General features: G+C 37.5%; 15 protein-coding genes and 1 pseudogene. 1 reads left to right on the forward strand and 15 read right to left on the reverse strand.

All coding sequences use genetic code 11. From position 1 onward, the window contains the following. Nucleotides 1-87 precede the first annotated feature (87 nt). From spoIVA to HPT25_RS25010, 6 genes are all read right to left on the reverse strand, one after another. Nucleotides 88-1,566, reverse strand: a complete 1,479-nt coding sequence (gene spoIVA / locus HPT25_RS24985) for a stage IV sporulation protein A (RefSeq protein WP_173070355.1) — start codon at nt 1,564-1,566, stop codon at nt 88-90. Nucleotides 1,567-1,878: 312 nt separating this feature from the next. Further along, entirely contained in the window at nt 1,879-2,589 is a 711-nt protein-coding gene (locus HPT25_RS24990; protein WP_173070357.1) for a YphF family lipoprotein, read from the reverse strand. Between the two features lie 31 nt (nt 2,590-2,620). Continuing rightward, complete coding sequence (locus HPT25_RS24995; protein WP_173070358.1) at nt 2,621-2,806, reverse strand: DUF2768 domain-containing protein; 186 nt, start codon at nt 2,804-2,806, stop codon at nt 2,621-2,623. Nucleotides 2,807-3,021: 215 nt separating this feature from the next. After that, nucleotides 3,022-4,074: an NAD(P)H-dependent glycerol-3-phosphate dehydrogenase gene (locus HPT25_RS25000; protein ID WP_173070359.1), complete on the reverse strand. Its 1,053-nt coding sequence runs from the start codon at nt 4,072-4,074 to the stop codon at nt 3,022-3,024. A 20-nt stretch (nt 4,075-4,094) separates the two neighbouring features. After that, entirely contained in the window at nt 4,095-5,405 is a 1,311-nt protein-coding gene (gene der, locus HPT25_RS25005) for a ribosome biogenesis GTPase Der (protein WP_173070360.1), read from the reverse strand. A 247-nt stretch (nt 5,406-5,652) separates the two neighbouring features. Then, on the reverse strand, nt 5,653-6,261 hold the full coding sequence (locus HPT25_RS25010; protein WP_446685736.1) for a YphA family membrane protein: 609 nt from the start codon (nt 6,259-6,261) through the stop codon (nt 5,653-5,655). Nucleotides 6,262-6,372: 111 nt separating this feature from the next. Between HPT25_RS25010 and HPT25_RS25015 the strand changes: the two genes are divergently transcribed. Further along, nucleotides 6,373-6,516, forward strand: a complete 144-nt coding sequence (locus tag HPT25_RS25015; RefSeq protein ID WP_173070362.1) for a YpzI family protein — start codon at nt 6,373-6,375, stop codon at nt 6,514-6,516. 106 nt (nt 6,517-6,622) lie between these two features. On the opposite strand, the gene fni is transcribed toward HPT25_RS25015, so the two are convergent. The 9 genes and pseudogenes from fni to HPT25_RS25060 all read right to left on the reverse strand — a co-directional run bounded on the left by fni (nt 6,623) and on the right by HPT25_RS25060 (nt 14,554). Further along, nucleotides 6,623-7,681, reverse strand: a complete 1,059-nt coding sequence (gene fni, locus HPT25_RS25020; RefSeq protein ID WP_173070363.1) for a type 2 isopentenyl-diphosphate Delta-isomerase — start codon at nt 7,679-7,681, stop codon at nt 6,623-6,625. A 12-nt stretch (nt 7,682-7,693) separates the two neighbouring features. Beyond that, complete coding sequence (gene rpsA, locus HPT25_RS25025) at nt 7,694-8,833, reverse strand: 30S ribosomal protein S1 (protein WP_173070364.1); 1,140 nt, start codon at nt 8,831-8,833, stop codon at nt 7,694-7,696. A gap of 156 nt (nt 8,834-8,989) precedes the next feature. Continuing rightward, complete coding sequence (locus HPT25_RS25030) at nt 8,990-9,571, reverse strand: lysophospholipid acyltransferase family protein (RefSeq protein ID WP_173070365.1); 582 nt, start codon at nt 9,569-9,571, stop codon at nt 8,990-8,992. A 2-nt stretch (nt 9,572-9,573) separates the two neighbouring features. Beyond that, nucleotides 9,574-10,248: a (d)CMP kinase gene (cmk, locus tag HPT25_RS25035; RefSeq protein ID WP_173070366.1), complete on the reverse strand. Its 675-nt coding sequence runs from the start codon at nt 10,246-10,248 to the stop codon at nt 9,574-9,576. A gap of 125 nt (nt 10,249-10,373) precedes the next feature. After that, complete coding sequence (locus HPT25_RS25040; protein WP_173070368.1) at nt 10,374-10,556, reverse strand: DUF5359 family protein; 183 nt, start codon at nt 10,554-10,556, stop codon at nt 10,374-10,376. A 28-nt stretch (nt 10,557-10,584) separates the two neighbouring features. Next, entirely contained in the window at nt 10,585-11,931 is a 1,347-nt protein-coding gene (ypeB, locus tag HPT25_RS25045; RefSeq protein WP_173070369.1) for a germination protein YpeB, read from the reverse strand. 12 nt (nt 11,932-11,943) lie between these two features. Then, nucleotides 11,944-12,615: pseudogene (gene sleB, locus HPT25_RS25050) on the reverse strand (spore cortex-lytic enzyme); the annotation flags it as partial. 169 nt (nt 12,616-12,784) lie between these two features. Next, the gene (gene prsW / locus HPT25_RS25055; protein WP_173070373.1) at nt 12,785-13,474 is read right to left on the reverse strand and encodes a glutamic-type intramembrane protease PrsW; all 690 of its coding nucleotides are present in this window, start codon (nt 13,472-13,474) and stop codon (nt 12,785-12,787) included. Between the two features lie 93 nt (nt 13,475-13,567). Further along, the gene (locus HPT25_RS25060) at nt 13,568-14,554 is read right to left on the reverse strand and encodes a YpdA family putative bacillithiol disulfide reductase (RefSeq protein ID WP_173070375.1); all 987 of its coding nucleotides are present in this window, start codon (nt 14,552-14,554) and stop codon (nt 13,568-13,570) included. Nucleotides 14,555-14,623 lie beyond the last annotated feature (69 nt).

A 14,623-nucleotide genomic window follows, 5' to 3' on the forward strand; every position in this document is an offset into this window, starting at 1 on the left:
GGTAATCTTTTCTTTCCTTCACAGAAAATCTACTATTTTTCGACATTATTTACATAAAAAAAAGACTCCCCCACCGGAGTCTGTAGCCTAAAGGATTATGGCAATTAATCCGCCAGAACCCTCATTTATAATTCTTTCAAGGGTTTCCTTCAATTTGTATCTAGCATTCTCAGGCATTAAAGACAGCTTTGCTTGAATGCCTTCACGGACGATTGAACTTAAACTGCGCCCAAAAATATCTGAATTCCAAATAGATAATGGATCATCTTCAAAATCCTGCATTAAATAGCGGACAAGTTCTTCACTTTGTTTTTCAGTTCCAATAATTGGTGCAAATTCCGATTCAACATCCACTTTAATCATATGGATGGATGGGGCCACGGCTTTTAACCTTACACCAAATCGAGCACCCTGACGAATAATTTCCGGCTCTTCCAAACTCATATCAGCAAGAGAAGGTGAAGCGATTCCATATCCTGTTTGTTTAACCATTTTCAGCGCATCTGAAATGTGATCATATTCTGCTTTTGCATGCGCGAAATCCTGCATTAGTTCAAGCAGATGATCTTTTCCTCTTATTTCGACCCCTACAATTTCTTTTAAAATATCATCATACAATTCATCGGGAGCAAAAAGATCGATTTCAGCAATACCTGAGCCCATCTCAACTCCTGCAAGTCCCGCTCTTTCAATGAATTCGTATTCGCTGAATTGCTGAACGACATGGTCTACATCTCTTAATCTCCTGATATCTTTCACCGTTTCCTTCACAGCATCCTGATAGCTTTCTCTAAGCCAATGATTTTCCCTTAATACCATTACCCAACTCGGAAGGTTAACATTGACTTCAAGTACAGGAAATTCATACAGTGCCTCGCGAAGAACATTCAAAACATCATTTTCTCTCATGCTTTCAACACTCATCGCAATAACTGGAATATCATATTTATCTGCCAGATTTGTTCTTAATGTTTCCGTGCTGGGATGATGTGGCTGGGCGCTGTTAATCACCATAATAAATGGTTTGCCGACTTCCTTCAGCTCTTCAATGACCCTTTCCTCTGCTTCGATATAATTGCTTCTTGGAATTTCTCCAATGGATCCATCCGTTGTTACAACCACGCCGATCGTGGAATGCTCTTGAATTACCTTTCTTGTTCCGATTTCAGCTGCCTCATGAAATGGAATGGGCTCTTCATACCACGGTGTATTAATCATTCTTGGCCCATTTTCATCCTCGTAGCCCTTCGCACCAGGTACCGTATAGCCAACACAATCAACCAATCTAATATTGACATTTAACCCTTCATCAACATTTACTGTCGCAGCCTGATTCGGCACAAATTTCGGTTCTGTGGTCATAATTGTTTTACCAGCAGCACTCTGCGGAAGTTCATCCAGTGCCCGCGATCTCTCTGCCTCGCTGGCTATATTAGGTAATACAACTAGCTCCATAAACTTTTTAATAAATGTTGATTTTCCGGTTCGTACTGCGCCTACTACTCCTAAATAAATATCACCGCCTGTTCTTTCGGCGATATCTTTAAAAATATCAACCTTTTCCAAGTGATCCCCTCCTGATCATAGAGTAAAGTGGGATAAAACAATCCATTCAGATATTTTAGGACAGTATATGTTTATGATGTTGTCCTATCTTGTTATGACTGTTTTCTAAAATTTTTACCTCCTTATTCAATAATCTAAAATCTAAAATTCTACATGATATGTGTTTTGCCCATACATTTAATTTAATGGAGGGTTTATCTATATTGACGATTAGGGCCATTACCCGCAATCGTATTTTTTATAACAAAAAACCCTTCTCCTACAATATATTTCGCAGGAAAAGGGTTATGCCATAAATATATAAAGACGATCTTATTCTTCTAAAAATACGGGTTCATTATTCTTTTCATCCACGGTATATGGCAGTGAAAAAGCAGGAACAAACATGGAGTTTTGTACAAGCAGGGAACGAATATCTTGACCTGGTTTTATTTCTTTATGTGCTTTCTTAAGAGCTTGATACAAATCAGGTCGATAATCTACGTATACCTCAGCTTGTCCCGTTACAACAAACGATAAATTTTGTTGGGTAAAAGGACTAACAACATATGGCGGCTTATCATAGCCCAATTGTTTAAAATCAAGGGAATAAACGTTTTTAGCTATTTGCGCTTTGTATGGCGGGTATCCAGCTGCTTTAATTCTCAGATTAATATCACGAATCGTATCTGCCATCCGTAAATCAAGTAGTTTTACTGTTGGATTTGTTTCCTCATTAATAATCACGTACTGAAAAATCCCTCCGCTTTCAAAAGCATTTCCAGGAGGGTCAGATAAGTATTGGGGTGTAAGCTTTTTAAAATCGATTGGGTATCTTTGATAGATCGGGGTGTTCACTTCTTTTGTTTTAATCGGCAAAATTCCGCCATTATCTTTTCTAAATTCATCCACAGCTGTTTGAACGGATTGGATTTGATCTTTATAAGGGATTTGATTCTTTGCCAAATTTTCCTCAGGATACATACATCCTGATAATAGAAAAATAGTCATCACCAGCATACAGCCAGCCAGTCTTAATTTCATAGAATCACCTTTATTTATGTAATTTAAACTCTTAAGTAAAGAAAACTATAAGTAATGTAAATCCAGCTGCAATCATACAAAGATAGGCAAAGATAGCAGTGATGAATCGCAGCGCCCCTTTTACTTTAAACCTGCTTAAATAAATTGTAAAAATCGCCAAAAACATAAGGGCCATGCCAGCTATTGATATCCACATTTTTAACATGCCTGGTGACATCGTAAATTCCCCCTTTTACGACTGTAATTATATCATAATTGGCATTAAAAAAGCTGAAGTAAAGATGGGCGACTTCTTTACTTCAGCCAGATGGACTAAATAACCCAAACTCCAGGCGTCATACTACCAAGTAACTTCTGTGCATTGTATGCAATTTCAACAAAAAGCGTATCATCGAACGCCTATTTTATTATTAAAAATGCACATTTTTCAGATTATAAATTTCTTTCATCCAAAATATTAACCAACTCTCTCATTTCATTGGTTCTGCCACGCGCCATTAGCTCGTCCACTGCATCTTTTGCATTTTTCCCATTAAACAAAACGTCATATAATACACAAGTGATCGGCATGTTAACATCATACTTTTCGGCAAGCTGATACCCTGCTTTAGTCGTTCTAACTCCTTCTACTACCATCCCCATATTGTCAAGTACGTCATCAAGGGTTTTCCCTTTACCAAGCATATTGCCTGCCCGCCAATTTCTTGAATGAATACTGGTACACGTGACGATTAAATCACCAATACCTGCTAAACCAGAAAAAGTAAGAGGATTCGCTCCCATTTTAGCACCGAGTCGGGCAATTTCTGCCAAACCTCTTGTAATTAAGGCTGCCTTTGCATTATCACCATATCCCAGACCGTCGGAAATTCCTGCTGCGAGGGCAATGATATTTTTCAGCGCACCACCAATTTCAACTCCGACAACATCCGCATTTGTATAAACTCTAAAGTATTGATTAATAAAAATGTCCTGAATTTTCTCAGCGGCTGCCATATTTTCCGAAGATACGGTAACAGTTGTTGGATGCCTTAATATTACTTCTTCTGCGTGACTTGGACCTGAAAGGACAACAACATCTTTTAACAGCTCTTTTGGCATTTCCTCCTTAATTACTTCCGTAATCCGTAAAAGGGTATCAGGTTCAATCCCTTTGCTGACATGAGCAATCGTCACCGGGTTTACAATGACGGCGCAGATTTTTCCCAGGACTTCCCGAATCGCCTTTGTTGGAACAGCTAAAATAATCGTTTCCATTTCTGCTAATGCCTCGGATAAAGATGCATAGCCAACAATTTTTTCTGGCAGAGCAATGTCTGGCAAGTATTTTTTATTTGTATGATGTTCATTTATTTCGCTAACCTGATTCTCATTATGGCTCCATAGTCGAACATCATGACCATTATCTGCCAATACCATGGCAAGTGCAGTCCCCCACGACCCAGCTCCTACAACAGCAATCGTTTCAGGTTGTTTAATCTCCATCTTAACGCACCTGCTTTCTATTATTTTCTTTCCCTTGCGTAAATTTTGATTGGAGTCCCTTCAAAACCAAAGGCATCTCTAATTCGATTTTCCAAGAAACGTTCATATGAGAAATGAAGCAATTCAGGATCATTTACAAAAATAACGAAAGTTGGCGGTTTCACGGAAACCTGTGTTGTATAATAAATTCTAAGTCTTTTTCCTTTATCTGTTGGGGTCGGGTTCATGGCAACAGCATCCATGATAATATCATTAAGTATACTTGTTTCAACACGCATAGAATGATTTTCACTTGCCAATTGAATCATTGGCAGCAATGTATGGATCCGTTTTTTCGTCTTAGCAGAGAGGAAAACAATTGGTGCATAATCAAGAAACAAGAAATGATCACGTATTTTTTGTTCAAATTCTTTCATTGTCTTCTCATCTTTTTCAATAGCGTCCCATTTATTGACAACAATAACTACCGCTCTACCTGCTTCATGGGCATAACCGGCTATCTTCTTATCCTGTTCAATAATTCCTTCTTCTGCATTAATTACCACAAGAACAACATCTGATCGTTCAATTGCCCGCAACGCACGAAGCACACTATATTTTTCGGTGGTTTCGTATACTTTTCCTTTTTTCCTGATTCCAGCCGTATCAATGATGACAAATTTATCGCCATTAAATGTATAAGGAGAATCGATCGCATCCCTCGTAGTGCCGGCAATATCGCTGACAATAACGCGTTCTTCCCCTAGAATAGCATTGACTAAAGAAGATTTTCCTACATTCGGTCGACCAATTAATGAAAATTTGATTACATCTTCATCGTAATCCTTTTGTTTGCCTTGAGGGAAGTGTTTTGCTGCCTCATCCAATAAATCGCCTAGTCCAAGCCCATGAGAACCAGAAACAGGAATAGGCTCTCCAAATCCTAATGCATAAAAGTCATAAATTTGTTCTCTCATCTCAGGATTATCAATTTTATTTACCCCTAAAACGACTGGTTTTTTTGATTTATATAAAATTTTGGCCACTTCTTCATCAGATGGAGTGACACCTTCTCTTCCATTTGTTAGAAAAATAATCACATCAGCTTCGTCAATTGCTACTTCAGCCTGTTGGCGTATTTGCTCCAAAAATGGTTCGTCACCAATATCTATACCACCAGTATCAATAATATTAAATTCATGTGTTAACCATTCACCAGAGCTATAAATTCGATCTCTCGTTATCCCAGGTACATCCTCAACAATTGAAATTCTTTCGCCGGCAATACGGTTAAATATCGTAGATTTTCCTACATTCGGACGTCCTACAATGGCAATAACAGGTTTAACCATTTTAATCGCCATCCTTTCTATCTTAAAATAAGTAATTTTCAATTTGATCATCGGCTTGTATTTAATTTAAGGCTGCGCATAAAGTCATTATTGATTTTCTAACCATGCTAATTGAAATCGGAACACAACAGCCACATTTAACAAAGCCTAATTTAAAGAAACCCTTCTGTAAGGGAGAAGGGCTTAACTTTCTCATTTTAGCAATGTTAATCCTTTTCTGCAATGAATTGTGAAACAGATTCTATACTTATGACGATTTTTGCTTCTCTTTCTCCGAAAAATGAAAATAATTTTGAAAAAAAGTTCCGGCATTTTCTAACAAACTCCACCCCAATAACAATACCACAACTAGCGAACAAACATCTAAATAGTCAAATGAACCTATGGTATACGGAAATTGATATTGGTTTAGAAAATAAGCATATAGCAGCTCCCCCTGCATGGTTCCACTCACTATAACCAGAAGTCTGCCCTTCAGTGTTTTTTGCAAGGACACTGCTAAAAATCCGATACAAATTCCTTGCATCCAATCCTTATTAAATATAATCCAAATTGGATCGTATATTTCAAATAAATGGAATGAAACATAAGCAATTGTCACAATCAAGGAACAAATAAGCAGATAAATGATCGTTTTCTTTTTTTCTTGGCTTATAAATAAATAACTGAAAAAAAGCAGAACCATGCCACTGCTGAAAAAATGAAAGGGACCCAAAGAAAATTGACTTCCAGAAAATATAATGATGATCAGAATCATGGCTGCAAGCTTAAGGCGATAAAAGTACTTCCTTTGTAATATAAAAGTTATATATACCCATAATGACCAAAAAATCAAATAAAAAACGGCACCTTCCATCACATACACACCTCCTATTATTTTCATTATTGGAAAAAATACTATCATTTCATACTTCCTTGAATAATAATTTCGGTGTGTATCATCTTATAAATAGGGAGGTGTCGACAAATGGGAAAAGACCGTCAAGAGAAAAAAATAAAAGAGAGCAGAACAGTAGAATCTGATCGCGATCAAGCATTGCATTATCCAGGGGCAACCAAACTTTCAAGTCCTGAAGAAGCTCGAGGGCTTAACGACGGAAAATACAGTTAATAAGAAAACAGGGCACTCTTGAGATCGTTGTTTTGTTTGTTGAGCCGGACAAATCTCAAAGTCAAGATTTTCATTTAAAAAGGCTCCTGCGAAAGCAGGAGCCTTTTCATGACAAATTCCGTCTGCTGAATGATGTTGGTTCAATTCCTCTTTGGTGGAGCCATTGATAAGTTTCACCAAATATAATCAGGGGAACCTTTTTTAAATCTGAAATCCGAGTTACCCCCAGGGCAGTCATCATGATTGTGATCTCTTGATGGATTTTTTCAACATCTGCTATTAAGGCATCCAATCCTTCATTAAATAATACGCGAAGAAAATAACCCGCAACCCCAACCATATCAGCACCTAGTGCCAAACCCTTTACCATATCATATGCGTTCCTAAAACCGCCGGAACCGATAATGGTTACGTTATTTGAAGAAGAAGCTGCTTCAATAATAGAAATTGGCGTTGGAATACCCCAATCAGCGAAAAAGGCAAACTCCTTTTCACGCCGTTTATTTTCTATTTCAGCAAAATTTGTGCCGCCAAAACCGCCGATATCAACTATTGAAATACCAACAGCCGAAAGTAAATCAACAGTTTCCTTTGACATGCCAAATCCAACCTCTTTGACGATTATGGGAATCTCCACTTCCTTAACAATTGCCTCAATTCTTTTTAAAGCACCTGTAAAGTCACGATCACCCTCAGGCATAGTCAACTCTTGAATAACATTCAAATGAATTTGTAATGCATCTGCCTCAATCATATCAATTGCTTCTTTCGCCTGATCAGCAGTTGCTTCATTGCCCAAATTAGCAATCACGATACCTGATGGATTTTCTTTTCTGACCACTTCAAATGTATATCTCTGGCTTTTATCTTTTATGGCAGCCATTTGTGAACCTACTGCCATGGCCAATCCTGTTTCTCTGGCCGCTATAGCCATTTCCTTATTAATTCGAAAGGTTTTTTCACCGCCGCCGCCAGTCATTGCATTGATAAAAATTGGCGAACTTAAATAAAGTTCGCCAATTGAACAATCTAACTGAACGTCACCCACGCTAATTCCCGGTAAACTTTGGTGAATAAATTTTATTTCATCGAAAACCGAAGAATGTTTATCCCCATTCTCAAGGGCAAAGCGAATGTGGTCCCATTTTCGTTCAGATCTAGACACTTAAATCACCATTTATTTTTTTAAATTCTTTAATTTATCACCAATTACTTCTCCAAGTTGAAAACCTTTGGTTTCTTCTGGAAGTTCATATTCAATGTGTTCTTCAACATCTTTTTCGAGAAGTTCTTTGATACTTAAAGACAATCGCTGCTCTTGGCCATTTACATCTAAAACCTTCACATTTACCTCTTGTCCTTCTTTAAGAACTTCGTGAGGTGTACCGATATGTTTATGTGCAATTTGAGAGATATGAACAAGGCCTTCTACGCCAGGGAAAACTTCAACAAAAGCACCATATGATACAAGTCTTTTTACGATTCCTTTTAAAATAGTACCTTTAGATGCTTTTTCAGAAATATTTGACCATGGGCCAGGCAATGTTTCTTTAATAGAAAGAGAAATCCGTTCATTGTTACGGTCAACACTTAATACTTTCACTTGCACTTTTAGACCTTCATGCACAACATCCGTTGGTTTCGTAACATGTTCATGGGATAATTGTGAAATATGCACAAGTCCATCAATACCGCCAATATCCACGAATGCACCAAAATCAGTAATTCGTTGAACGGTACCTTCAATTACAGATCCCACTTGAAGAGAATCCAGACGGTTCAACTTTTGTTTACCTTTTTCTTCCTCCACCACAGCGCGATGAGATAGAATTAAGCGATTCTTATCCTTATCAAGTTCAACAATTTTAAAAGTAAGAACTCGGCCTTTATAATCGCTAAAATCTTCAACAAAGTAAGCTTCAACTAGCGATGCTGGAACAAAGCCGCGAACTCCAAGGTCAACCACAAGTCCGCCTTTAACGACATCTTTTACTTCAGCCTCAAAAACTTCCCCAGTTTGGAATTTTTGCTCCAGAGTTTCCCATGCCTTTTCCGCATCCACTTTTCTTTTAGATAGAATTAGGGCTTCTTCCTCTACTTTAAGGACTTCCAATTCTAATTGATCCCCTTCATTAACTGCATCGGAAGCTTTTTCAATATGCAAGCTTGAAAGTTCACTGATTGGAATAATCCCATCCAGTTTACTGCCTTGAATATCAACAAGCACTTGCTTCTCTTCTACTTTGGTAACTTGTCCAGCCACTTTGTCTCCAACCTCGAAGGTTTTCACTTCTACTTGATTTAACTCTTCAGACATATGTAATCCTCCTTAATCCATTGCTCCAAAATCGGTATATGTTTTGATGAATTTTTCATATGGTCATCCATCACATATAAAACGGTCTTAAGAATATTCAAAAAAAGAATCTCTTTAATTAACTTCTTACAAATGGGCTATTTTGTCAAGCAGAACCTATCGATGCTCATTAATAAGTTTATGAATTTCTGACATAATTAATTCAGTTACCTCTTCCGGTGATGCTTTGGCTTTTTTCAGCTCATCCATCGGAATCGGTTTTCCATATACCATTTTTAATTTTCGCAAGCTTTTATATGGTCCGATCACGGCGCTCGGTACGACACTGCAATCAGTTCTAAGGGCAAAAAATCCGGCACCGGCCAGCCCTTTTCCCAACTCACCGGTTTTACTTCTTGTACCTTCCGGAAAAAGTCCTAAAACATGTCCCTCTTTTAATACATTTATACCTTTCCTTAATGCATCCCGGTCAGTTAAACCTCTTTTCACTGGAAATGCATTTAATTTTTTAACCAGTCCGCCTATTACAGGGACATTAAACAATTCTTCCTTCGCCATAAAATGAACAGTTCTTGGAGCCATTATTCCCACTACGATCGGATCAAAATTATGAATATGATTCGAACAAAGAAGGACTCCACCCTCTTTTGGAAAATCTTCTTTCCCAATTACTTCTATTCTATACCAGGGTTTAAAAACAGCATAGCAAACTGATTTTGCAAACGAATACCACGTCACACTCATCCAATCCTTTCATACACTAAAGCCATTATTTTTTCAACTACTTCAGGAATGGTCATGGAGGTTGTGTCGATTTCAGCTGCATCCACAGCTTTTTTTAATGGAGCAATTTCTCTTTCAGAATCAATTTTATCCCTAAGAGCAATTTCTTCTTTTAATTTCTCAAGATCGGACGGGAAGCCTTTAGCTAAATTTTCACTGTGACGGCGTTCCGCCCTTTCCTCTACGCTGGCAAGAAGGAAAACCTTCACTTCAGCATGGGGCAGAACATGCGTACCAATGTCACGGCCATCCATGACTACACCGCCATTTCGGGCAAAATCCTGCTGCCTTCTAACCATTTCTTCCCGGACCTTTTGATGTTTCGAAACGATGGATACATTGTTCGTTACTTCTGAGGAACGAATTTCATCGGTTACATTCACATCATCAAGAAAAACTAATTGTCCACTTTCAGATGGAAGCAAGTCAATCTTTGTTTCAATAAGAGTGGTGATTAAAGCACTCTCATTTTCGAAATTTAATTTATTCGCAATTGCTTTATAGGTCAAAGCTCTGTACATCGCACCTGTATCGATATAAATATAGGATAATTTTTCTGCCACAATTTTAGCTACGGTGCTTTTCCCAGCAGCTGCAGGACCGTCAATTGCGATGGAAATTTTCTTCTTCATAAATCCTCCTAATTCAAAAACATGATCTATCTCATATGATGTCTGATTTTATTTTACCATAAGTTTGTGAAGTTCTTCTTAATTTTCTATTTTAATTCATAAAAATAAAGCAGGATTCCCCTGCTTTATCTTTTTCCTTTGAAGGTTTGCAGAATTTCTGTAAAAGCATCTCCATTTACACCTTCATATTTTGTTAAAACGTGCAATTGCGGCAAAACATCGAGTTGATGAAAAAACAGTTGGGATAAAAAAAGAAATATAAACTGAATAATGATGATTTTTATTAAAATTCCTTCTATCCTTGCCAAGGTCAACATTCACTCCCGTGTCTTCTTCTTAAAACACTGCTGTAGTTCCAGTTGTATTATTCAGTTTTTCTACTTTTTCTTCTGTTCCATTCTTAGCATTAATAAAGATCCGATATGTGTCATTTCCTAAAGTGCCTAGAAATTCATAGCATAATACTTCCTGATTTAATTCATTTATAATAACTGATTGACGATCTTCCATAATCTTGAGATTCGGATTAACTTTTTTTCGGGCTTGTTCTATTGAAATTGCAGGTTTGTCAACTTTTCTAGTTTGATACATTTTCAAATAGCCTTCTGCAGAAACACCAACAATTTCTCCATTGTCAAGAGCAGTCTTCAATTTAACGGATTCCGGGTATATTCTCACACCATTTATTTCCGTTACAAAATTAAAAACTCCGACATTGTCATACTGAGAGCCTTCAAATTCGACCATATTTTTATAGCCATTATTTTTTAAAAATGCCGCCCCTTTCGCTGCAGCATCATGTAAGCTTATTGCCTGATTTGATATGTCACGACTATTCATTAACCAAATCAGATGTCCTCCCTTTTTGGTTATGTCCATACTTACTTCCTGCCCGGTTTGATTATTTTTTATAGAAATACTATAAAATCCAAATCGTGATCCTTTTCCATTCTCTGTAACTTTAATATCAGAGTTCTTATCTGTTTTCACGTAATGTTTAGCGATACTTATTGCATCCTGACGTGAAATGGTTTTTCCTGTTAAGTTTTTAAACTGATCATCCTGCAACTGCTGATTGAGCATAGTTGTCCCAAAATTGGCTTCATCATAACCTGATGCAGTTTTTTCCACCATTTTGAAACCATCAATAATCGTATTATCCGTATTTTCTTTCCCTGAAGCCAGGGCAAGCTCTACATCCATCCAGCGCAGATTATGCTTTATTGCCATAGTTTGTACATTTCTTAGTTCGTTTTTTATTTCTCCGGACTGTTTATAAAGAGTTTTCAATGTATTCGTTTCCTGTTTAGTCAACGGCTCCTTATCTAGATCTCTTACTGCCGTTCGGTAACTAAAGTTTCCAACATTCGTTAAAAACTCTTGTGTTTTATTAAAGGGCAATAATGTCAGCGGGAGCTGTCCGACAGAACTATGCGCTTCAGAAGTAATTCTCCAAACATCGGCTAGTGATGGTGATAATGAGTGCCTTGAATTCATGGCAAGTGTGGCTCCGATTTTATCGTGCAATAAATTCATTTGATAGGTAAGATTATGAAACGCCCGTTGATAATTATTTTCTGCATTAAGAAGCACTGCGTTTTTTTCCTGATGTTCCTGGTAACCCCAATATCCTGTTCCCACAATAGCAAGAACAAGTACACCAATTAAAATTCCTCTTATCAATTTTGATCACCTCTACTTACAAAAAATATGTTTCCCAATCTTCTTTATTTGAGGTCTCCCCCAAATCCAAGGGCTGGTTGCTGTTGCGGGGTTAAAATAGTACATGGCATTATCTGTCGGATCCCAACCGTTTAGGGCATCAATTACTGCTTTTTTCGATTGCTCATTGGGTGTCAGCCAGATTTGTCCGTCTGCCACAGCTGTAAAAGCTCCAGGCTGAAAAATAATTCCCGGAATCGTTTTTGGAAATGCCGGATTGCTTAACCGATTTAAAATTACCGCAGCGACTGCAACTTGGCCAATAAAAGGTTCGCCCCTCGACTCCCCATAAACTGCATTCGACATCAACCGAATGTCGTTTTCCGTAACTCCTTCTGGAGTATTAACTGTCTTCGGTTTGGCTGCAGAATTAGGCGGAGTTGGATTCCCCTGGTTCTTCGCCGCACTAACGCCATTATATTTCGTTACCTTAACCAGTTTCGCCTTTGTCTTACTTCCGGCATAACCATCGATCGGAAGACCGAATTCATACTGAAAGTTTCTTAAAGCCCAATATGTACTCCATCCAAAAACACCATCTATTTTACCGTGAAAAAACCCGATATTTTTGAGTCTTGATTGAAGTTCAATTACATCGTTGCCAACTGCCCCTTTTTGTAATACCTGGTTTGAAAAAGCATGGACTTCATTAGGCTGCAAAAAGGACAATATCCCTGATAAAAGGGAAAATATAATGAAGGAATTAAGCAATTTTTTCTTCAACATGGAATAATAACCCCCGTTAGAAATCTTTTTCAGTATCCCTATTTTTTGTCTTATCTATGTTTTTATTCCATAAAAAAAGTCCCTTCATTTATGGATGAAGGGACTTTTGAACCGGATAATGCTTTTTCCAATGGTTCGCGCTCAATATTTTTGCTTTTTTCACTTTTCTTAAACTATACCACCAAAGGAATATCATAAACGGAAAAATGATTACCAGCCAATTTTCTTGCGAAATCAAAATATAGTCATAGAAGCCATGCAAAATAAATGGGACGAATAGTGACAGAAATATCCATTTGAATTTGTTACCTTCTGAAAACTTGGCTTTACCCAAATAAAAACCCATAATTACCCCAAAAAGCGCATGGCTTGAAACAGGCAATAACGCCCTTGTAATGGCATGTTCAATCCCATTTGCAATCAGATAAAAAATATTCTCAACTGTTGCAAATCCCAACGAGACCGAGACCGCATAAACGATTCCATCAAAAGGCTCATCAAATTCAACATGCTGATAAACAACATAAAATAGGATAAACCATTTAAAAAATTCTTCTAACAGGCTCGTATTAAGAAAGGCATCAAGAAGTCCAGATTTCACGAAATGTTCTATTTCCATAATATGTTGAAAAAACATAATTGGAAATACGAGGAGTGCACCGTATAAAAAAGTTCTAAATACAAATGAAATGGGTTCTGGCTCATATTCATCTTTTAAATAAAAGTAGCTTAACAAGGCCAAACCGGGTGCAATACCGGCAGATAATATTCCCAGCATGATGAACCTCTTTTCAAATCCGTTTTATTTCATCGTAACACGGAACCAGCTTAAAGAAAATGATAGAATCTTTGACACTTTCCAAACAATATCCTATTCCTGATTTTCTTTTACTCTTGTTTCCTTTTCTAAGATAGAACGAGCAATTTGGCCGCCATGGAATTTGCCATTTTCTATAAATATTTCATTTGCATTGTTTCCAGCTGCAATGACACCGGCAATATAGATGCCATGTACATTGGTTTCCATAGTATCCATGTTATAGATCGGTCTCCCTGTCTCATCATCAATTTCCACGCCCATAGTTGCTAAAAATTGATGGTCAGGGTGATAGCCCGTCATAGCAAAAACAAAATCATTTTTGATTACTTTCTCTTCATTACCTTTTGTATAGACTACTTGTGTTTCAGTAATTTCCTTTACATTTGCCTGAAACTCCATCTTAATAACCTCATTCCGGACTAATGAGTCAAATTCAGGCAGAATCCATGGTTTTATACTTGGTGAGTATTCTTTCCCCCTGTATAGAACAGTGACCCTGGCCCCCGCCTTTACAAGCTCCAGCGCAGCATCTACACTGGAATTTTTCCCGCCAATTACACAAACATCAGTATCGAAATATGGATGTGCCTCCTTAAAATAATGAAACACTTTTGGCAAATCTTCTCCAGGTACATTCAAATAATTTGGATGATCATAGTAGCCCGTAGCAATAATACAATAGCTTGTTCGATAGCTATTTTTATCAGTATGAACCATGAATAGATCCCCTTGTTTAGATACTTTCAAGACTTTTTCAAATGAATGGATACGGAGCTCCTTCCTTTTGGCTACTTCTCTGTAATAGACAAGTGCTTGATTTCGCTTCGGCTTGTAAGTATCGCTTAGAAATGGAACATGACCAATTTCTAATTTCTCACTTGTACTGAAAAAGGTTTGATGTGTTGGATAATGATAAATGGAGTTAACTACATTCCCCTTTTCAATAATTAATGGATTCTTGCCGATTTCTTTAAGGGAGATGGCAGCTGCCAAACCGCATGGCCCCCCTCCCACAATGATCACGTCTTCTATTTGCACAATGATTACACTCCTCAAAATTTAAGTACATAATTCATTATAATGATAAAAACTCCTACCATGTTATGA

It is taken from the genome of Neobacillus endophyticus (assembly GCF_013248975.1).
GTDB lineage: Bacteria > Bacillota > Bacilli > Bacillales > Cytobacillaceae > Neobacillus > Neobacillus endophyticus.

What these genes read in the sequence shown, in the direction of transcription:
- HPT25_RS24990 (WP_173070357.1), bottom strand. Translation starts at nt 2,589, where the DNA reads ATGAAATTAAGACTGGCTGGCTGTATGCTGGTGATGACTATTTTTCTA.
- HPT25_RS24995 (WP_173070358.1), bottom strand. Translation starts at nt 2,806, where the DNA reads ATGTCACCAGGCATGTTAAAAATGTGGATATCAATAGCTGGCATGGCC.
- HPT25_RS25000 (WP_173070359.1), bottom strand. Translation starts at nt 4,074, where the DNA reads ATGGAGATTAAACAACCTGAAACGATTGCTGTTGTAGGAGCTGGGTCG.
- der (WP_173070360.1), bottom strand. Translation starts at nt 5,405, where the DNA reads ATGGTTAAACCTGTTATTGCCATTGTAGGACGTCCGAATGTAGGAAAA.
- HPT25_RS25010 (WP_446685736.1), bottom strand. Translation starts at nt 6,261, where the DNA reads ATGGAAGGTGCCGTTTTTTATTTGATTTTTTGGTCATTATGGGTATAT.
- HPT25_RS25015 (WP_173070362.1), top strand. Translation starts at nt 6,373, where the DNA reads ATGGGAAAAGACCGTCAAGAGAAAAAAATAAAAGAGAGCAGAACAGTA.
- rpsA (WP_173070364.1), bottom strand. Translation starts at nt 8,833, where the DNA reads ATGTCTGAAGAGTTAAATCAAGTAGAAGTGAAAACCTTCGAGGTTGGA.
- cmk (WP_173070366.1), bottom strand. Translation starts at nt 10,248, where the DNA reads ATGAAGAAGAAAATTTCCATCGCAATTGACGGTCCTGCAGCTGCTGGG.
- prsW (WP_173070373.1), bottom strand. Translation starts at nt 13,474, where the DNA reads ATGCTGGGAATATTATCTGCCGGTATTGCACCCGGTTTGGCCTTGTTA.